Below are 19,898 nucleotides of genomic sequence, written 5' to 3'. Positions count from 1 at the left end.
GGTACACTAGGAGAGTACTAGGACATGAAACGAAAGGAAGTACGGAAATGAAAACTCTTTGGAACAAAAAGCTGACCGGGGCAGTTTTGGCTGCCTTGGCACTGGGAAGCAGCGGAGTGGCTTGGGCAGAAGAGCCTGTGGCGGAAGGAAAACCGGAAGAAGTCGTCATTACGGCCAACCGGCTGAAGAATGCCAAGGCCGATACGCCGGCGGATGTAACGGTGATCACCAGCCAGCAGATCTCTGACCGGGGCTACAGGAACGTTACCGATGCCTTGGAAGATGTGCCCGGGGCACGTGTGATGCAGAACGGGGTGGGAGCCTATGAATCCCATATCATGCTCAACGGGGATGAACGGGTGCTGGTGATGGTGGACGGCCGCCGGTTCAACAACAGTATGGGCAGTATGGCCAAGTCTACTTTTGATGCCCATACCCTGCCGCCAGTGGACATGATCGAGCGGATCGAAGTGGTGAAGGGGGGCGCTTCCACCCTGTACGGCGCCGATGCCGTAGGAGGCGTGATCAACATTATCACCAAGACTCCCGAGGAGACCACAGGAAAGATCCGGGTGGGGTACGGTTCCTGGGGCAGCCAGGACCTGGGCCTGTCTGTAGGGGGCAAAGTGGACAAAAACGGCATCCAGGTGGCGGCCAGCCGGAACAAAGCTTCCTACATCAAATACAAAGATACCAATGGGGATACCAAGAAATGGCCGGGACAGTCCAATTATACCCAGGACAACATTTCCCTGAAGCTGACCCATGACTTTACCGCAAGCGATGGTCTGACCCTGAATTACGACTATTCCATCATGGAAGGGAACAATCCCTACAGCGTGACTTCTTATTTCCCTTCCCACTTGAACAAAAAGACCAACAATGTAGGGCTGCGCTATGACTGGAACCGAGACGCCGGGAACAGCGGATATCTCCAGGCCTACCGGAATTATTACAGCTATTTCAACCAGGGGGGCATGGACGAAACGGACTGGGGCATCGAAGGCCAGCAGAACTTCGTCTTGTCCGATACCAATACCCTGGTAGGAGGCTTGGAATACCGGGATGCCAAGGCCCATAACGAAACCAGTTACCGGGGCAAAAAAGGCTATAATAACAAAGCGATTTTCCTCCAGGACCAGTGGAAATTCGCCCCTACCTGGCAGCTGAATACTGGGATCCGGTATGATGATCACAGCCGCAGCGGCAACCGGACCACCGGCAGTGCTGCCATCAACAAGAAGTTCAGCAAAGACAGCAATGCCTACTTCTCCTGGAACCAGGTGTTCCGGACTCCTACCATCGATGATCTCTATTATTTCGTAGATTATGGGATGTGGGGCAAATACGTAGGCAATGAGGACCTGAAGGCAGAAACGGGTAACGTATATACTCTGGGGTACAATTTCAAGACGGATCCCAAGACGGATGTGGGGATCAGCGCATTTTACAGCAATCTCCACAATGCCATCAATTGGAAATTGATGCCCAACTATGACAGCTATGCCGAAAACATCGATCGGCAGAAGAAGCGGGGCCTATCCTTGACAGTGACCCATAAGCTGAATAAATTGTGGGATGTGGACGCTTCTTACACCTACGTGAAGGTAGAAAACGACCGGAACGATACCGGATATGTCCGGGATGAAAACTATGCGCCCAACTACTACCAGGCCGGTGTCCGGTACCATGACACCAAATGGAACCTGAACCTCCGGGCAAGGGCGGCCAATGGGCTCAGCAAAACCAAATATGGAGAAAACCGGTACCTGACCATGGATTTCATTGCCCGGTATAAATTTGACCAGAGCTGGACCGGCTTCGCCAATTTCTACAATCTGAACAACGCAGCCTACGCAGAACAGGGCGGCGTAGTGGCTGGTCAGGACAGTTACCCCATGCCCGGCCGTCGGATCATCGTCGGGGCGGAATATTCGTTCTGACAACAAAAAAGGAAGAGTGCAGAGTGAAGAGTACAGAGCGGGACGGAAGAAATTAACGGTCCATTGCTGAAATTTGCCTGCAAATTTTTTCCTTTGGCTGGAGACGAGAGACTAGTGACTAGTGACTGAAGGGGGCCACTCTGTGCCCCCTTCTTGCATTCCCTTCCAGATATGGTATAATGGACAAGAAATAACAGTATAAGTTTTGTCTTTGGGGAGGGGTGCGATTCCCTACCGGCGGTAAAGTCCGCGAGCCTCGGCACGAATCGGTGGAATTCCGATACCGACAGTACAGTCTGGATGAGAAAAGACAGCGCTGGGAAAGTGTATTTGCCGTGCTATCCTCCTGGATGGCCCGGCTTTTGTATTTCGCAATCTTGAAAGCGGGTGAAACTGTGACAGACGAAGAATATATGCAGATGGCCCTGGATTTGGCGGAAAAAGCCCGGGGCTGCACCAGTCCCAATCCCATGGTCGGCTGTGTCATCGTCAACCCGGAAGGGAAAATCGTAGGGAAGGGATACCATCACAAGGCCGGCCAGCCCCATGCGGAAATCATGGCCATGAGGGACGCCGGAGACCAGGTGGAAGGCTGCACCGCCTATGTGACCCTGGAACCCTGTTCCCATTATGGCCGCACCGGTCCCTGCTGCGAAGCCCTGATCAAGGCAGGCATCAAAAAGGTGGTGGCCGCTGCCGATGACCCCAATCCGAAAGTTTCCGGCCGAGGGTTCGCCCGGCTCCGGGAAGCAGGGGTGGAAGTGGTACAGGGGGTCCTGGCGGACAAAGCCAACCGGCAGAACGAGGTGTTCATGCACTGGATGAAGACGGGCCGCCCTTTTGTGGCCCTGAAATACGCTATGACCTTGGACGGAAAGATCGCCACGGCTTCCGGGGATTCTAAATGGATCTCCAACGAACAGTCTCGGACCTATGCCCACCGGCTCCGGAGCATCTACGACTGCATCCTGGTGGGAAAGAATACGGTACTCAATGATGATCCCTCCCTGACTTGCCGATTGGTGGAAGGGAAAAATCCTCTCCGGATCGTCCTGGACAGCCACTGTCAGCTGCCCATGGACCGGAAGGTGTTCACCGACGGGGAAGCTAAGACCCTCCTGGTCACCTCCCTGAAAGCGGACCGGGAAAAAGTAGCGGCCTTCCAGGCCATGGACCAGGTGACGGTGTGGCAGATCCCGGAAAAACACGGGGCCCTGGACCTGGGAATCCTGCTGGATAGACTGGGCCAGCAGGAAAAGACCAGCATCCTGGTGGAAGGAGGCAGCCAGGTCCACGGTGCTTTCTTCGACGGAAAACTGGCCCAGCGGATCTATGCCTTCATCGCTCCTTGCCTGATCGGGGGCAAACGGAACCTGAGCCCCATCGGGGGCCGGGGCGCCCGGAACATGGACCTGCGGGTGACCCTCCAGGAACCTCACTATGAGAGCTTTGACACGGACCTGATGGTCACCGGCCTTTTGGAAAGGAGCTGATCCCATGTTTACGGGACTCATTGCGGAACTGGGCAAGGTGGAAGATTTGCGCCGGGAACAGGATTCTTACCGGCTGACCATTGCCGCCCAGACCATTCCGCCTTTGCTGAAAATCGGAGAAAGCGTCTGCTGCAACGGGGCCTGCCTGACGGTGACGAAATTCGACAGCCAGCGGTTCACCGTGGACGTGATGCCGGAAACGGCCCGCCGGACCACCATCGGTTCCCTGAAGAAGGGGGACCGGATCAACCTGGAACGGACCCTCCATGTAGGGGACGGCCTGGACGGCCACATTGTCAGCGGCCATGTGGACGGGGTGGGGACCATTGTGAAGATCCGTCCCGAAGGAATCGCCAAAGTCACTACCATCAGCTGCAGCCCGGACCTGCTCCGGGGTATGGTCACCAAGGGCTCCATCGCCATTGACGGCATCAGCCTGACCATTACGGAAGTGACGGATACCACCTTCTCCGTATCATTGATCCCTCTGACCGTCCAGTTCACCACCTTGGGCTTTAAAAAGACCGGGGACAAGGTGAACCTGGAAACAGACATCCTGGGGAAATATGTGGAACGGATGTTGGAAACCAGGAAAACTGGGGGCCTTACCAAGGAAACCCTTTTCGAAAATGGATTTTTTTAAGGAGTGAAAACTATGGATAAAAAATTTCAGTTTGATCCCATCGAACAGGCCATTGCGGACATCCGTGCCGGCAAAATGGTCCTGGTCACCGATGATCCCGACCGGGAAAATGAAGGGGATCTGATCATGAGTGCGGAGTATGTGACTCCGGACGACATCAACTTCATGGCCACCCATGCCAAGGGCCTGATCTGCATGCCCTGCGACGGTGCCATCCTGGACCGGCTCCAGATGGAACCTATGGTGGCCAACAACACGGACAACCATGAAACTGCCTTTACCGTATCCATCGACCACAAGGACACCACTACCGGGATCTCTGCCGTGGAACGGGCCTACACCATCAAGAAATGCGCCGATGAAAGCGCCAAACCGGAAGACTTCCGGCGGCCGGGCCATGTGTTCCCCCTCCGCAGCCGGGAAGGCGGGGTGCTCCGGCGTACGGGCCATACGGAAACCACTACGGACCTGTGCAGGCTGGCAGGACTGAAGCCGGTGGGCATCTGCTGCGAGATCATGAGCGATGACGGTACCATGGCCCGGACTCCGGAACTAATGGAATTCGCCAAGAAGTTCAACCTGACCTTCATCACCGTGGCGGATCTGATCGCCTACCGGAAGAAGACGGAAAAGATGGTCCACCGGATCGCCAACGTAGCCCTGCCCAGCAAATACGGTACCTTCCGGGCCATCGGGTACGAAAACGACTTGGACGACAAATGCCATGTGGCCATCATCAAAGGAGATGTGGCCGGCAAGAAGGATGTGTTGGTCCGGGTCCATTCCGAATGCCTCACCGGGGACGCCCTGGGGTCCCTTCGCTGCGACTGTGGGGACCAGCTGGCCACCAGCCTGAAGATGATTGAAAAGGAAGGCTGCGGGGTAGTGCTGTACATGCAGCAGGAAGGCCGGGGCATCGGCCTGGCCAACAAGCTCCGGGCTTATGAACTTCAGGATCAGGGGCTGGATACGGTGGACGCCAACGTGAAGCTGGGCTTCAAACCGGATATGCGGGATTACGGCATCGGAGCCCAGATCCTGGCAGACCTGGGACTCACCAGCATCCGGCTGATGACCAACAATCCGGCCAAACGGGCAGGGCTTTCCGGCTATGGGATCACCATTACGGAAACGGTGCCCATCATCATGAAAGACAACTGCTACAATCATCGGTATATGGTGACCAAACAGGTTCGCATGGGCCATGAATTACATGAAAATGTGGAGGATGCAAAATGAAAATTCTGGAAGGACAATTGTTAGCGGAAGGTCTGAAAATCGGGATCGTGGTGTCCCGTTTCAACGAATTCATCACCAGCAAGCTGCTCAGCGGGGCGGAGGACACCCTGCGCCGGCACGGGGCCAATGAAGATGACATTACCGTGGCCTGGGTACCCGGGGCTTTCGAAATCCCTCTGATCGCCAAGAAAATGGCCAAAAGCGGCAAGTATGACGGAATCATCGCCTTGGGGGCCGTGATCCGGGGTGCTACCAGCCATTACGACTATGTGTGCAACGAAGTGTCCAAGGGGATTGCCTTGGTGAACATGGAAACGGAAGTGCCCACTGCCTTTGGAGTGGTCACCACGGAAAACATCGAACAGGCTGTGGAACGGGCTGGCACCAAAGCCGGGAACAAGGGATCCGATGCGGCCATGGCTGTGATTGAAATGGTCAATCTGGCCAAACAGCTGTAAGAGGTGCCTATGGAAGATGTGTTAGTCAAGGCCACGGCCGGGGATGCCCGGATCTATGCCGTGACCACCACCCACCTGACCCAGTACATGAATGAAATCCACCACTGCAGCCCTCTGGCAGCGGCGGCCCTGGGCCGTACTGCTGCCGGGGCTCTCCTGCTGGCGGCTACCATGAAGGCGGGGGAAGCGGTGACAGTCCGGATCAAGGGAGACGGTCCCTTGGGACAGGTCATGGCCGATGCCCGGGATTATCAGGTCCGGGGCTTCGTGATGCATCCGGAAGTGATGCTGCCTCTGAAAAACGGCAAGCTGGATGTAGGAGGCGGCGTGGGCCACTACGGGATGGTCACCGTGACCCGCTGCCCTCTCCAGGGGGAACCTTTTACGGGGGTCTCTACTTTAAAAAGCGGGGAAATCGCCGCAGATCTTACCCGATACTTGGCCGTTTCGGAACAGACACCGTCCAGCGTGGCCCTGGGTGTCCTCATTGAAAAGGACGGCTCCGTGGCCGTTTCCGGCGGATACTTTGTCCAGCTGCTGCCCGATGCTTCGGAAGAGACCATCAAGACCTTGGAAGACAACATCCTGACACTGCCCTATGTGACGGAACTGCTCCAGACCGGCTTGGATGCAGAAGGGATGATCCAGAAGGTGGCCAAAGGGCTGCCGGTGGAAATCTTGGAATCCCACCCAGTTTCCTTCCACTGCGGATGCAGCCGGGAAAAGGTGGCCGGCATGCTCTGCGGCCTTCCCAAAAAGGATTTCGAAGAAATCCTCCAGGACCCCCAGACCGAGGTCCACTGCCAGTACTGCAACAAATCCTATCTCTTTACCCAGCAGGAACTGAAAGATCTCCCTAGAAACTCTTGACTTTACGAACAAATGTTTATATACTAAATAGAGCAATTGTGGTACAAGGAGATGACAACATGAGTTTGGATGCGGATAAAAATAAAGCGCTGGATGCGGCTTTGAAGCAGATTGAAAAAGACTTTGGCAAGGGGTCCATCATGAAGCTGGGGGCTGCCAGTGCCAAAATGAATATTGAGACCATTCCCACCGGAGCTTTGTCCCTGGACATTGCGCTGGGGGTGGGAGGGATTCCCCGGGGTCGGATCATCGAGATCTATGGACCGGAATCTTCCGGGAAGACCACCGTGGCCCTGCACATGATCGCCGAAGCCCAGAAACGGGGCGGCTACGCAGCCTTCATCGATGCGGAACACGCCCTGGATCCAGAATATGCCCGGCATTTGGGAGTGGATATCGACAACCTGCTGATTTCTCAGCCGGATACCGGGGAACAAGCCCTGGAAATCTGCGATGCCCTGGTGCGCAGCGGTGCCATTGACATCATCGTCATCGACTCCGTGGCGGCACTGGTGCCCAAAGCGGAAATCGAAGGGGATATGGGGGATTCCCATGTGGGCCTCCAGGCCCGGCTCATGAGCCAGGCTCTGCGGAAGCTCACTGGGGTCATTGCCAAATCCCGTACGGCTACGGTGTTCATCAACCAGATCCGGGAAAAAGTGGGGGTCATGTTCGGGAATCCGGAAGTGACCACCGGGGGCCGTGCCCTGAAATTCTATTCCACCATCCGGATGGATGTGCGCCGGGTGGAGAGCCTGAAGAATGGCAATGACATCATCGGGAACCACACCCGGGTGAAAGTGGTAAAAAACAAAGTAGCCCCTCCTTTCAAACAGGCGGAATTCGATATCATGTACGGGGAAGGGATTTCCCATGAAGGATGCTTGGTGGACCTGGGAGTCCAGTACAACATCCTGAACAAGAGCGGTGCCTGGTATTCTTACGGAGACCAGCGGATCGGCCAGGGCCGGGAAAATACCAAGACCTTCTTGAAAGAACATCCGGATATGGCGGCTGATGTGGAAGCCAAGATCCGGGCTGCTGCCGGCCTGCCGGCGGACGGCAAACCGGTCCAGGCCCAGGCAACGGCTCAGGAACCGGAAGAACTGGTGATGACACCGGAAGCGGACGGAGATCATGTGGAATAAGGCCAAAAAGCCTCTTGTCACCCATGCGGATGCCTACAATTTCTGTCTGGACAAATTGGCGCTCCGAGACCATAGTACCCAGGAACTGCGGCAGAAGCTGAAGGAGCGGGACTGCCCGGAAGAACTCCAGGACCAGGTGCTCCAGAAGCTGGCGGACCATCATTTCGTGGATGATGCCCGCTGTGCCCGTTCTGTGCTGGATGCCTGGCGGCGGAAAAAGTTCTATGGCAAGCAGTACCTTCGGCTGATGCTCACCCGCCGGTGCCTTTCCGGGGAAGAAGTCCGGGAGGTGCTGGGGGAAGTCACCGAAGAAGAAGAAACGGAACGAGCTCTGGCTCTGGCACAAGCTCAGGGGGACAAGATCCGCCGGAAGTACCGGGAAGACCCCCGTAAAGGCAAAGCGGCTCTGGCCCGGATGCTGGCCAGCCGGGGATTTGGAACCAGTCCTATCGCCATTGCATTGGAAGAATTTTAAAAGGAACCCGTGCCAGGGTTCCTTCCAATGGTTAGAGACTGGAAAAGGGACTGTTGCCCAGGCAGCAGCCCCTTTTTATTGACACGTCTGTGAAAATACTATAAAATATTTCTGTCCAATCGCGTTCATTGGGTGTTAAGGCGACCTCTGGTTGCCTTATTTCTTGTATGAGTAGGGTTTGATGAAAAATTCGTAAAAGAGGAGGTGCTCATCATAGATCCCATAAGTGTAGTTATTGCTGTAGTCCTTTGTTTATTAGGCGTTGGAGGCGGATATCTGGCTCGTAAAAACGTTGCAGAAGGTAAAATCGGCTCGGCGGAAGAAACGGCGAAACAAATCTTGGAAGATGCCCGGAAAGCGGGGGATGCCAAGAAAAAGGAAGCGCTGCTGGAAGCCAAGGAAGAAATCCATCGTCTGCGTTCTGAAATGGAACGGGAAAATAAAGAAAGAAGAGCAGAGCTCAGCAAAAATGAACGGCGTCTGGTCCAAAAGGAAGAAAACGTCGACAAAAAGATGGATGCTTATGAAAAGAAGGAAGAAAAACTTCTGGAACAAAGCAACCGCCTGCGGGAATCCCAGGCCAAAGTCGATGCCTTGTACGACCAGCAAATGGTGGAATTGGAACGGATTTCCGGTCTGACCAGTGAAGAAGCCAAACAGGAACTCCTGGACAATGTGCGGGAGGAAGTCAAACACGACAAGGCACGGCTGATCAAGGAAATGGAACAGGAAGCCAAAGATACGGCGGATCAGAAAGCCCGGGAGATTATTTCCCTGGCCATCCAGCGCTGTGCGGCGGATCAGGTGGCGGAAACCACAGTAACGGTGGTTCCCCTGCCCAACGATGAAATGAAGGGCCGGATCATTGGCCGGGAAGGCCGGAACATCCGGACACTGGAAACTCTGACGGGTATCGATCTGATCATCGATGATACCCCGGAAGCGGTGATCATTTCCGGATTTGACCCGGTGCGCCGGGAAGTGGCCCGGATTGCGTTGGAGAAGCTGATCAACGATGGCCGGATCCATCCAGCTCGGATCGAAGAAATGGTGGAAAAGGCCCAGAAGGAACTGGATCAGAAAATCAAGGAAGCTGGGGAACAAGCTACTTTCGAAGTGGGCGTCCACGGCATCCATCCGGAACTGCTCAAGCTGCTGGGCCGTCTGAAATACCGGACCAGCTATGGTCAGAACGTGCTGAAACATTCTACAGAAGTGGCCCATCTAGCAGGCCTGATGGCTGCCGAACTGGGGGTGGACGTGAACTCGGCCAAACGGGCCGGGCTGCTCCATGATATCGGCAAAGCCGTGGACCATGAAGTAGAAGGGTCCCATGTGGATCTGGGGGCAGAAGTGGCCAAGCGGTATCACGAATCCGATATCGTCATCAACACCATCATGTCCCACCATGGGGACTGTGAACCTACATCCGTCCAGGCTGTGCTGGTCTCTGCTGCCGATGCCATTTCTGCGGCACGGCCGGGAGCCCGCCGGGAGACTCTGGAAACCTATCTGAAACGACTGACACGATTGGAAGAAATTGCCGAATCCTTCGATGGCGTGGAAAAGTGCTATGCTGTCCAGGCCGGGCGGGAAATCCGCATCATGGTGAAACCGGAAAAGGTGGACGACGATGCTGCCACCATCCTGGCTCACGATGTAGCCAAAAAGATCGAAGAGGATATGGAATATCCAGGACAGATCAAAGTGGTCATCGTGCGGGAAACCCGGGCAGTGGATTACGCGAAGTAGAAATAAAAAGGGCTGTTGCATGGGCAACAGTCCTTTTTATTTGGAGGTCGCGGGTCGCGAGCCGTGACCCGCGATAGGGCTGTGAAATTCCCTTTCACAGCCCTATGCTTTTCTCCATCACCCGATACAATACCACTGCCAGCACCACGGATACCACGTTGCTGACGGCCATGCTGACGGCGCAGTTGACCGCGCTTACGTAGGCCACCTGCTGGGGGAGGCCCAGGATGGACACTTTGAAGCTGTAGCGGATCAGGGGCTCGGTGATTACGTTTACGATGGAACCCACGATGCAGGCAATGGCTGCGGCCCGCAGACGGGTTCTGTCCTCTGTCAGCTGGTCCAGATGGCACAGATGCTGGGCGGCCCAGGCGGTGGACCAACCCAAGAGGAATTTGGCCAGGAAAGTAGGCGGAGCCGAAGTGGTGTATCCAGCCAACAAATCCGCCAGGGTCAGCCCGACGGCCCCGGAAAGGGCTCCATATTTGGCTCCCAGTACCAGAGCGGACAGCAGGATGAAGGCATGGCCTACGTAGATCTTCCCAGTGAGTCCCAGTCCCATGGGAATCTCGATCCGGAGATAGGAAAAGCAGGCAAAGGCCAGGGCGGCAAACATTCCTGCCAGGGTCAGTTTCTTGATTTGGTGTTCCTGCAATTTGATCAACTCCTTATAGCTTTAAATTATAGCCAAGGGAAAGACCTGTGAAAATACACAGTTTGAACGTTTTTTATAGGAAATCGTGCCGGTATCCTGTATTTTTGTTTCTCTCAGGGGAAAGTCTTGTGGTATACTAGGACTAGTGACGCTGGAAGGAGAGAGAAAAAATGGCAAATACGAGAGAAGAAGCCTGGGAACTGCTGAAGGAGTATAATCAGGAACCCTTCCACCTCCAGCATGGTCTGACGGTGGAAGGATGCCTGCGGTATTTTGCCCAGGAACTGGGCTATGGAGATGAAGAAGATTTCTGGGGCATGGTGGGCTTGCTCCACGACCTGGATTTTGAAAAATATCCGGAACAGCACTGCCGGAAGGAAGCGGAAATCCTGAAAGAAAAGGGGTGGGACGACCGTCTGATCCATGCGGTGGCCAGCCATGGATGGCCCCGCTGCAGCGATGTAGAACCCCAAGAGGAAATGGAAAAAGTCCTCTATGCAGTGGACGAACTGTCCGGCCTCATCGGGGCGGCTGCTCTGATGCGGCCCAGCAAAAGCGTCCAGGATATGGAAGTGAAGTCTTTGAAGAAAAAATTCAAGGATAAACACTTTGCCGCCGGGTGCAGCCGGGACGTGATCCAGCAGGGAGCGGATATGCTGGGCTGGGATCTGAATAAACTGTTCGAACAGAGCATCTTGGCCATGCGGTCCTGCGAGGAAACTGTACGGGAAACCATGGAAAAAGAAGAAGGAAAGGCCTGATGGGCTGAAAACGGGGGGAGCGGGACCTTGAACAGGGGTCCTGCTCTTTCGTATAATAAAGGGAAAGAGAACAGCAACCAAGGAAGTGATACCATGGATCATCATTATGCGGAACCTCATGAAGTCATGTATCATACTCAGCTGTCCAGGGCTCTGCTCATGGGAGCGGATACGGCCCTGCTGCCCGGGGATCCGGGACGGGTCCGGTCCTTGGCGGAAGCCATGGGACCTACGGTGGATCTGACCAGTCACCGGGAGTATACCAGCTGTCTCACCCAGGTCCAGAACCAACCTGTCCTGGTGTGCTCCACCGGCATGGGCGGTCCTTCCACTGCCATTTGCCTGGAGGAATTGGCCCGGCTGGGAATCAGACGGGTGATCCGAGTGGGAACCACTGGCTCCATCCAGGAAGGCCTGGAATTGGGAGATGTGGTGATCATCAAGGCCGCCGTCCGGCTGGAAGGCACCAGCTCCCACTATGCGCCCCTGGAATTCCCGGCGGTGGCAGATTTTGAATTGACCCAGCTGCTGGCCTATGCAGCCCTGGTGGAAAACGTGCCCCATCAGGTGGGCATCTGCTGCAGTTCGGATACTTTCTGGCCCGGCCAAGAACGGTACGACAGCTTTACCGGCTATGTACTCCGCCGGTTCCAGGGCAGCCTGAAGGAATGGCAGCAGCTGGGAGTCACCAATTATGAAATGGAAACGGCTGCGGTCTTTGTCACCTCCCAGGCCCTGGGGCTGAAAGCGGCCAGCCTGTGCGGGGTGGTGGCTAAACGGACGGAAAGCGAGAGCATTGCTTCACCGGAAATCTACCGGCTGGCGGAGAACCGGTTCCAGACCATTGTCCGCCGGGCATTGAATGAATTACTGGCAAGGGAGGGAAAGAAATGAAACGGTGCATCATCCTGATGATGGATTCTTTTGGCATCGGGGGAGCCCCTGATGCAGCAAAATTCGGAGATGCTGGGGCGGATACCCTGGGACACATTGCCGGCTGGTTTGCCCGGAAGAAGGAACAAGAACCGGGAGCGTCCTTCCTGATCCTGCCCAATCTGGCACGGTACGGGTTGGAACGGGCCCATAAGATGAGTACAGGGGAGAAGCTGCCCCATTCCATCGGCAGTCCGGAACCTCTGGCCGGGGCCTATACCTATGCAAAGGAAATCAGCAGCGGCAAGGATACCCTCAGCGGCCACTGGGAGCTGACGGGAGTGCCGGTGATGTTCAATTGGGGATATTTCCCCAATACGCCTCACTGTTTCCCCCAGGATATCATCGACGGGCTGATCCAGGAGGGAAATCTTCCCGGAGTGCTGGGGGAAAAACATGCTTCTGGAACGGTGATCATCCAAGAACTGGGAGAAGAGCATATGCGCACTGGGAAGCCCATTGTCTATACTTCTGCGGATTCGGTACTCCAAATCGCTGCCCATGAACGGACTTTTGGCCTGGAGAACCTGTACAAGCTCTGTGAGATTGCCTACAAGCTGGTCCAGCCCTACCACATTGCCCGGGTCATCGCCCGGCCCTTTGTAGGGGAGAAGGCTGGAGAATTCACCCGCACCGGAAACCGTCATGACTATGCAGTACCTGCACTGGAAAAGACTCTGTTGGATGAAGTGTATGAAAAGGCTGGCGGAGTCTATGCAGTAGGAAAGATTGCGGATATCTTCGCCCACAGGGGCATCACCCAGGCTTGGCATGCCACCGGATTGGAAGCTCTTTTTGACGCTACCCTGGAGGCAATGGATGCTGCTGGAGATAGGAGCTTGGTGTTCACCAACTTCGTAGATTTCGATTCCACCTATGGCCACCGGAGAGATGTCCGGGGCTATGGAGAAGGGCTCATGACCATCGACCGGCGCCTGCCAGAGCTGGCCGCACGGCTCCAGCCGGGAGATCTGGTGCTGGTGACGGCGGACCACGGGTGCGACCCTACCTGGAAAGGCTCGGACCATACTCGGGAACACGTTCCTATGCTGTTCTTCGGGCCGGAAGTGAAACCCGGTCCCCTGGAACCCATGGATACCTACAGTGATGCGGGGCAGATCCTGGCCCATCATCTGGGACTGGAACTGAAACGGGGAAAGATGCAGGAGGTGCTGAAATGAGACGTATCAGAAAAATGTTGTTGACCTTTTGTTTCGTCCTGACAGGACTGTTCCTGATGGTGCCGGCAGAAGCAGCGGAACAGAACCCTGCTGCAGATCCCTTGGCGCGGAAAACCATTGCTTTTGTGGTCTATGACCATACGGGAGAGGCTACGCCTTCCATGAAGGAAGTGTGGAAACGCCAGGTGCGCCAAGCCTATCCCCGGGCCAAGTTCGCTTTCCTGCCGGATGCCCAAGCGGCAGAAGGGGCCAATGAGGTACTGACCCAGTTCGGGGGAGATGGGTACCCCATTGAAAAGGAAGTCATGGATAAAATCGCCGATAAAACAGGGGCCACGGTGGTGTCCCTTCTGGTGGTCCGGGATATGGAGGAATACTATATCCAGCCCATGTTCTTGGGAGGCTGGGACGACGATGGACCGGACATGCTCCTGCGAGTGATTTCCGGAGCGGATATGTACATCTACCGGAAAGATACAGGGAAATACATGAAGAAAAAGCTTCGGAAAATTGAAACCACGGATGTGGCTCTGGCGGTCCATCCGGAAAAAGAAATCCAGTACGCCCTCAGCAACCTGGCCATGACCATGGAGGGGAAGGATCTGATTTGAAGGAGGTGGACGATTGATCAGTGAAGAAGTCTGGAAAGGGATCCTGATCCCTTTTGCCGGAACCAGTCTAGGTGCCGGCTGCGTGTATTTCATGAAGGAACAGCTCCACCGGAACGTCCAGCGGGGGCTCACCGGCTTTGCCGCCGGTGTCATGGTGGCAGCGTCCATCTGGAGCCTTTTGATCCCGGCCCTGGAGGAAAGTGCCGGGCTGGGGAAATTCGCCTTTGTACCGGCTGTTGTGGGGTTCTGGGCGGGGATCCTGTTCCTGCTGCTGCTGGATGTAGTGATCCCCCATCTCCACATGAACACCGATGAGCCGGAAGGGCCCCGAAGCCATCTGGCCCGGACCACCATGATGCTCCTGGCGGTGACCCTCCACAACATCCCGGAAGGGATGGCGGTGGGGATGATTTACGCTGGGTTCCTCACTGATCCCGGGTCCATTTCCCTGGGCAGTGCCATTGCCCTGTCCCTGGGAATCGCCATCCAGAATTTTCCAGAAGGAGCCATCATTTCCCTGCCGCTCAAGGCGGCGGGGATGGATCGGCACCGGGCGTTTCTGGGCGGGGTGCTGTCCGGCATCGTGGAACCCATTGCAGCGGTGGGGACCATCCTGGCCTCCAGTGTCATCGGGCACCTGCTGCCCTATTTCCTCAGTTTCGCTGCCGGTGCCATGCTCTATGTGGTGGTGGAGGAGATGATCCCGGAAATGTCCGAAGGAGAACATTCCAACATCGGCGTCCTCACCTTCGCCCTGGGGTTCACGGTGATGATGACACTGGATGTGGCGCTGGGGTAGTGAACCCCATAAAATTTCCTGTTCGTTGTTCAAACAACGGATTCTTTTCCTGCTCCGGACTATAATAAAGCCATCGAGTGAAGAAAACAACCTGCGAGAGTTTTTATAAGAAAAGGGGAGTATACCAATGGAAAACAAGATGTTCTGTTATCAGTGTCAGGAAACTGCCGGCTGCAAAGGCTGCACCGTTGTGGGGGTCTGCGGCAAGAAGCCGGAAGTGGCTGCCATGCAGGATCTGCTGATCTACGCCACCAAGGGCCTGTCCGCTGTGACCACCGCCCTGCGTGCCGCCGGCAAATCCGTCAGCCGGAACGTGAACCATCTGGTGACCGTGAACCTGTTCACCACCATCACCAACGCCAACTTCGACCGGGAATCCATCATTGCCCGGATCAAAGAAACCCTGGCTGTGAAAGCCGATCTGCTGACCCAGCTGGATGACACTTCCAGCCTGCCTGCTGCCGCTCTGTGGAACGGGGACGAAAGCGAATTCGACGCCAAAGCCAAAACCGTAGGCGTCCTGGCCACCGAAAACGAAGACATCCGGTCCCTGCGGGAACTGATCACCTACGGCCTGAAAGGCCTGTCCGCCTACAGCAAGCATGCCAACGTGCTGGCTCAGGACGACGAAGAAGTGGATGCTTTCATCCAGCGGGCCCTGGCTGCCACTCTGGACGACAGCAAGAGCGTGGACGACCTGGTAGCTCTGACTCTGGAAACCGGGAAATACGGCGTACAGGGCATGGCTCTCCTGGACAAAGCCAACACCACCGCTTACGGCAACCCTGAAATCACCACTGTGGACATCGGCGTCCGGAAGAACCCGGGCATCCTGATTTCCGGTCATGACCTGAAAGACCTGGAAATGCTGCTGGATCAGACCGAAGGCACCGGCGTGGATGTATACACCCATTCTGAAATGCTCCCTGCCCACTACTATCCGTTCTTCAAGAAATACAAGAACTTCGCCGGCAACTACGGCAACGCCTGGTGGAAACAGAAGGAAGAATTCGAAAGCTTCAACGGGCCCATCCTGATGACCACCAACTGCATCGTTCCTCCCAAAGACAGCTACAAGGGCCGTCTGTGGACCACCGGTGCCACCGGCTTCCCCGGCTGCCGTCACATTGACGCTGACGAAAACGGCCATAAGGACTTCAGCGAACTGATCGCTCAGGCCAAGACCTGCCCGGCTCCCACCGAAATCGAAACCGGCAGCATCGTAGGCGGCTTCGCCCATGAACAGGTCTTTGCTCTGGCTGACAAAGTAGTGGATGCTGTGAAATCCGGCGCCATCAAGAAGTTCGTGGTCATGGCTGGCTGCGACGGCCGGATGAAGAGCCGTGAATACTATGCGGAATTCGCTAAGGCTCTGCCGAAAGATACGGTGATCCTCACCGCCGGCTGCGCCAAATACAAATACAACAAACTGAATCTGGGTGACATCGGCGGGATTCCCCGGGTACTGGATGCCGGTCAGTGCAACGACTCCTACTCCCTGGCTCTGATCGCCCTGAAACTGAAGGAAGTCTTCGGTCTGAAAGATGTCAACGAACTGCCCCTGATCTTCAACATTGCCTGGTACGAACAGAAAGCTGTCATCGTCCTGCTGGCCCTGCTGTACCTGGGTGTGAAGAACATCCATCTGGGACCCACTCTGCCTGCCTTCCTGTCCCCCAACGTGGCCAGCGTGCTGGTGAAGAACTTCGGTATTGCCGGAATCACCAACGTGGAAGACGACATGAAACTGTTCTTCGGAGCCTGAAATATGATCAAACTGTACGATCCGGATACCTGCCCCTGCAGCCATACCCGCTGCCCTCGTTATAAGGACTGTGAGCCCTGCATCGAATTCCACCACCATTCGGAGGAATATCCCCTGACCGCCTGTGAACAGGTGGCCCAACGGGAAAAACGGCAGGCCCGCTGAGAAGAAAGAAGGCTTTTCCATGGGAAAGCTGCAAGTAAAACGGATTTACGAAGCCCCCGCTGAAACGGACGGCAGCCGGTTCCTGGTGGACCGGCTGTGGCCCCGGGGCATCAAAAAGGAAAACGCAGCCCTCACTGGCTGGGACAAGGAAATCGCCCCCACCAATGGGCTGCGCCGGTCCTTTGCCCATGAACCGGAACGGTTCCCGGAATTTGCCACCGGCTACGAACAAGAGCTGGAAGCCAATCCGGAAGCGGGACCTTTCGTGGAAAAAATAAAAAAAGCCCTGGCCCAGGGCAACGTAACGTTATTATACGGAGCCAAAGACCAGGAGCATAACAATGCGATTGTGCTGAAAAAGTGGATAGAAAAAGAGGCTGTGAAGAAATGAATTTCATTTCTTCACAGCCTCTTTTGGTCGCGGTCCGCGGCCGGAGGGGTGAATCTTCACCCCTCCTTTACCATTTCCTCGATCCACTTCCCAATCACCCGTGCCAGCTCCAGCCGGGCAGTGTCCAGGGCATGGTTGCTGGGAAGGATCACTTTTTTGTGGTGTCCGGTACCGGGCAGGGCTTCCAGTTCCTTCCACAAAGGTTCCACCATCCATTCCGGAGGGGCCACTGTATCCCGGCTGCCTCCGATCAGCAGCAGGTTCCGGTCCTGGAACCGATGGGCGTTCTGGACGAAGCTCCACTGCCGGGCATGTTGGATGCTGTCTTGCCACAGGTCTTCGAACCGTCCCACATGGAGCACGGAAGCCGCCTGGGCGAACAGGTCCTTTAGCTGAGAGTGAGGAATATGTTCCAGGCCCCCCTGATGGTCGTAGGGACAGAAGGCCACGGTACCCCGGAGAAAGGGCAGGGTCCGGGAGGCGTTCAGCACCGTGTTCCCTCCGTTGGAATGGCCCACCAGGAAGATATTGGCAGGATCGATGGCATAGGCTTTGGCTACTTCTTCCCGGGACCACCGGGCCAGGGCCACTGCGTCTTCGATGCAGTGAGAGAAGGAATAGGTCCCTTCGCTGCCCCAGGCTCCCCGGTGGTAGGGACGGATCACTACACAGCCCATCCGGCGCAGGCATTGGGCCAGGTCGTCATTGTTGTTGGTGCCTGGGATCCCATGGCAGAGGATCACCGCCGGATGGGGCGCTTCATAGATTCCCGAAGGCAGGTAGATTTCTCCCAGTACCCGGTCTCCCTCGATGGGCAGATCCAGCTCCAGGGAATCCGGCAGGGGAGCATCTTGGTAATCCGGTTCTTCTAATACATAGCGGGCATCAATTTCCATAAGGCAGAGCTTCCTTTCCAGCAGCATCTCCGTTGAGGTTTTTCTTGTACCAGTCTTTTCCGTGGAAGATCCGGGTGATCAGCATGGACACCACCGTATCCCCGCAGGAATTCAGCAGGGTGCATCCAGGGTCGAACAGTTCGATGACCATGAGCAGGATGGGGAAAGCGCTTTCCGGCAGGTGGAACACAGACACAATCATGGTTTCCCCGGCAGCTCCGCCTCCAGGGACAGAAGAAGTAGCCACGGAAGCGGCCACGCCCAGGAACAGAGCCAGGATGAAGTCAAACCCCGCCAGAGGATGGCCAAACAACGTGGTGGCCAGTACTTCCGAATAGACCACAGCGATGCAGGCCCCGTCCATATGGCAGGTAGCTCCCATGGAAACCACCACGGAAGAAATGTCCCGGGGAACACCCAATTTATCGCAGGCTTCCATTTGGAGCGGGATGGTGGCGGCGGAGGAACGGGTACCCAAAGCCGTCAGGGCGGGAGCCAGGATCACCCGGAAGTAGTTCTTCACGCCCCAGGTGCCCGCAGCCAGCCAGGCATAGAAGCCCAGGAATACAAAGAAGTACACGAAGACCACGGTGTAGAACACCACCATGGCGCTGCCATAGGTCTTCAGCAGGTCGATCCCATAAGTTCCAGTGAGATCCGCAAAATAGGCACCCAGGCCGATGGGAGCCGCTTTCATCAGGATGGCAACCATCTTATAGCAAACCAGGCTCATGGCATTCATCCAATCCACCACCGGTTTGGCCGGCTCTCCGATCAGGGATACGCAGATGCCGAAAAAAATGGTTAGGATGATGAGAGGCAGCACGTGGAACCGGGAAATCAGGAGAGGCAGGTCCCCTACCGTAAGGGTATTGACGATTTGGTCTGCAATGGTCACCGGTTTGGCTGCTGACTGGGCTGCTGCCGCCGCCGGCGCTGTAAAGGAGGTGGGCACCCCGGTGAAATGGGTCACCAGGAGAATCAGTCCCCCGGAAATGGTGGCTGTCAGGATGAAGATGATCAGGGTATACCCGATCATTTTCCCCACTTTTCCAGTATCCTTGGTGCTGGCAATGGAGCCGGCAATGGAGAAAAAGATCAGCGGAACGATGAGACAGAACAGCAGGTTTAGGAAAATCTGCCCGATGGGCTTCAGGAACGAGGCTTTGTCGCCAAGCACCAGGCCCAGGATGGCCCCTAGGATGCAGAAGGTAATCAGGATAATGGGATCCCGATAGTTGGCCAGTGTGGAGCGCCCCGGCCGGGTTGCGGTTGTCATAAAAACTCCCCCTAACTAAGTATGAAATAAAGACATGAACAAATTATAGAACTTCCTCTGCCAAAATACAAGAAAGAGTCAGTTTCTTAGATAGGTGTCTCTGTAGGATGTATGGATTTCTATTTTTGAAAGTTTACGTTAACCATATTATAAAAATGGTTGAACAATCAGCCGAAATTCGCTACACTAAAATCATTATGACAGAATACACTGAAGGATACATCAGAGCCCTGAGCCAATTCCAAGGCAGCCGCTATGACAACAGCTTCATCGTCCGGATCCATTATGGACGGATCCGGAAAGCCGGGCCGGACTGCCGGTTCCAATGTGTGTGCCTGTGGGACCGGACCAGGAGCCAGCTGCTCCAGGCAGAAGCCTGGGCGGGAAACTGCCGGGTGGGGACACTTCAGGTGGAACTGCTTTTTACCGGGCCGAAGGTGA

General features: G+C 55.7%; 20 protein-coding genes and 1 riboswitch. Of the genes, 17 read left to right on the top strand and 3 right to left on the bottom strand.

The genetic code is table 11. From position 1 onward, the window contains the following. The first annotated feature begins 47 nt into the window (after window positions 1–47). The 9 genes from BQ2657_RS00945 to rny all read left to right on the top strand — a co-directional run bounded on the left by BQ2657_RS00945 (window position 48) and on the right by rny (window position 10,021). Window positions 48–1,943 carry a TonB-dependent receptor plug domain-containing protein gene (locus BQ2657_RS00945; protein ID WP_075578959.1) on the top strand — a complete coding sequence of 632 codons (1,896 nt, stop codon included), beginning with the start codon at window positions 48–50 and terminating at the stop codon, window positions 1,941–1,943. Between the two features lie 203 nt (window positions 1,944–2,146). Further along, a riboswitch (FMN riboswitch) is annotated at window positions 2,147–2,259 on the top strand. Between the two features lie 79 nt (window positions 2,260–2,338). Further along, the gene (gene ribD / locus BQ2657_RS00940) at window positions 2,339–3,436 is read left to right on the top strand and encodes a bifunctional diaminohydroxyphosphoribosylaminopyrimidine deaminase/5-amino-6-(5-phosphoribosylamino)uracil reductase RibD (protein ID WP_075580931.1); all 1,098 of its coding nucleotides are present in this window, start codon (window positions 2,339–2,341) and stop codon (window positions 3,434–3,436) included. 4 nt (window positions 3,437–3,440) lie between these two features. Beyond that, window positions 3,441–4,079, top strand: coding sequence for a riboflavin synthase (locus BQ2657_RS00935; protein ID WP_075578958.1), 639 nt, complete (start codon window positions 3,441–3,443; stop codon window positions 4,077–4,079). Between the two features lie 12 nt (window positions 4,080–4,091). Beyond that, window positions 4,092–5,318 (top strand): bifunctional 3,4-dihydroxy-2-butanone-4-phosphate synthase/GTP cyclohydrolase II, encoded by a 1,227-nt coding sequence (locus BQ2657_RS00930; protein WP_075578957.1) that lies wholly within the window; start codon window positions 4,092–4,094, stop codon window positions 5,316–5,318. Next, a complete protein-coding gene (ribH, locus tag BQ2657_RS00925) occupies window positions 5,315–5,776 on the top strand; it encodes a 6,7-dimethyl-8-ribityllumazine synthase (protein WP_075578956.1) in 462 nt (153 codons plus the stop codon). Before BQ2657_RS00930 ends, ribH begins: the two co-directional genes overlap by 4 nt. 9 nt (window positions 5,777–5,785) lie before the next feature. Then, window positions 5,786–6,646: an Hsp33 family molecular chaperone HslO gene (gene hslO, locus BQ2657_RS00920; protein ID WP_075578955.1), complete on the top strand. Its 861-nt coding sequence runs from the start codon at window positions 5,786–5,788 to the stop codon at window positions 6,644–6,646. A gap of 59 nt (window positions 6,647–6,705) precedes the next feature. Continuing rightward, window positions 6,706–7,794, top strand: a complete 1,089-nt coding sequence (recA, locus tag BQ2657_RS00915) for a recombinase RecA (protein WP_075578954.1) — start codon at window positions 6,706–6,708, stop codon at window positions 7,792–7,794. Next, on the top strand, window positions 7,784–8,269 hold the full coding sequence (locus BQ2657_RS00910) for a regulatory protein RecX (RefSeq protein WP_075578953.1): 486 nt from the start codon (window positions 7,784–7,786) through the stop codon (window positions 8,267–8,269). The genes recA and BQ2657_RS00910 overlap by 11 nt, the downstream gene beginning before the upstream one ends. A 204-nt stretch (window positions 8,270–8,473) precedes the next feature. Continuing rightward, complete coding sequence (gene rny / locus BQ2657_RS00905; RefSeq protein ID WP_261796359.1) at window positions 8,474–10,021, top strand: ribonuclease Y; 1,548 nt, start codon at window positions 8,474–8,476, stop codon at window positions 10,019–10,021. 94 nt (window positions 10,022–10,115) lie between these two features. Here the strand turns inward: rny and BQ2657_RS00900 are convergent, their stop codons facing one another. Continuing rightward, on the bottom strand, window positions 10,116–10,676 hold the full coding sequence (locus BQ2657_RS00900; RefSeq protein ID WP_075578952.1) for an ECF transporter S component: 561 nt from the start codon (window positions 10,674–10,676) through the stop codon (window positions 10,116–10,118). 170 nt (window positions 10,677–10,846) lie between these two features. Between BQ2657_RS00900 and BQ2657_RS00895 the strand changes: the two genes are divergently transcribed. The 8 genes from BQ2657_RS00895 (at window position 10,847) to BQ2657_RS00865 (ending at window position 17,282) form a co-directional block, all read left to right on the top strand. After that, on the top strand, window positions 10,847–11,437 hold the full coding sequence (locus BQ2657_RS00895) for a hydrolase (protein WP_075578951.1): 591 nt from the start codon (window positions 10,847–10,849) through the stop codon (window positions 11,435–11,437). 93 nt (window positions 11,438–11,530) lie between these two features. After that, window positions 11,531–12,331, top strand: a complete 801-nt coding sequence (gene udp / locus BQ2657_RS00890) for a uridine phosphorylase (protein WP_075578950.1) — start codon at window positions 11,531–11,533, stop codon at window positions 12,329–12,331. After that, window positions 12,328–13,551, top strand: a complete 1,224-nt coding sequence (locus BQ2657_RS00885; protein ID WP_075578949.1) for a phosphopentomutase — start codon at window positions 12,328–12,330, stop codon at window positions 13,549–13,551. Before udp ends, BQ2657_RS00885 begins: the two co-directional genes overlap by 4 nt. Then, window positions 13,548–14,162, top strand: coding sequence for a hypothetical protein (locus BQ2657_RS00880; protein WP_075578948.1), 615 nt, complete (start codon window positions 13,548–13,550; stop codon window positions 14,160–14,162). Before BQ2657_RS00885 ends, BQ2657_RS00880 begins: the two co-directional genes overlap by 4 nt. A gap of 13 nt (window positions 14,163–14,175) precedes the next feature. Beyond that, the gene (locus tag BQ2657_RS00875) at window positions 14,176–14,961 is read left to right on the top strand and encodes a ZIP family metal transporter (protein WP_083236120.1); all 786 of its coding nucleotides are present in this window, start codon (window positions 14,176–14,178) and stop codon (window positions 14,959–14,961) included. A 127-nt stretch (window positions 14,962–15,088) separates the two neighbouring features. Continuing rightward, window positions 15,089–16,726: a hydroxylamine reductase gene (hcp, locus tag BQ2657_RS00870; RefSeq protein WP_075578947.1), complete on the top strand. Its 1,638-nt coding sequence runs from the start codon at window positions 15,089–15,091 to the stop codon at window positions 16,724–16,726. A gap of 3 nt (window positions 16,727–16,729) precedes the next feature. After that, window positions 16,730–16,891, top strand: coding sequence for a hypothetical protein (locus BQ2657_RS12940; protein ID WP_154667098.1), 162 nt, complete (start codon window positions 16,730–16,732; stop codon window positions 16,889–16,891). A 19-nt stretch (window positions 16,892–16,910) separates the two neighbouring features. Next, complete coding sequence (locus tag BQ2657_RS00865) at window positions 16,911–17,282, top strand: DUF488 domain-containing protein (RefSeq protein WP_075578946.1); 372 nt, start codon at window positions 16,911–16,913, stop codon at window positions 17,280–17,282. 56 nt (window positions 17,283–17,338) lie between these two features. Here BQ2657_RS00865 and BQ2657_RS00860 read toward each other — a convergent pair whose 3' ends face one another. Beyond that, window positions 17,339–18,178 (bottom strand): alpha/beta hydrolase family protein, encoded by an 840-nt coding sequence (locus BQ2657_RS00860; RefSeq protein ID WP_075578945.1) that lies wholly within the window; start codon window positions 18,176–18,178, stop codon window positions 17,339–17,341. Continuing rightward, entirely contained in the window at window positions 18,168–19,457 is a 1,290-nt protein-coding gene (locus BQ2657_RS00855; protein WP_075578944.1) for a dicarboxylate/amino acid:cation symporter, read from the bottom strand. Before BQ2657_RS00855 ends, BQ2657_RS00860 begins: the two co-directional genes overlap by 11 nt. Window positions 19,458–19,898 lie beyond the last annotated feature (441 nt).

This window comes from Acidaminococcus massiliensis, assembly GCF_900095825.1.
GTDB lineage: Bacteria > Bacillota > Negativicutes > Acidaminococcales > Acidaminococcaceae > Acidaminococcus > Acidaminococcus massiliensis.
Note: the sequence above shows the minus strand (reverse complement) of the source record. Positions and strands in the feature narration are given on the sequence as shown.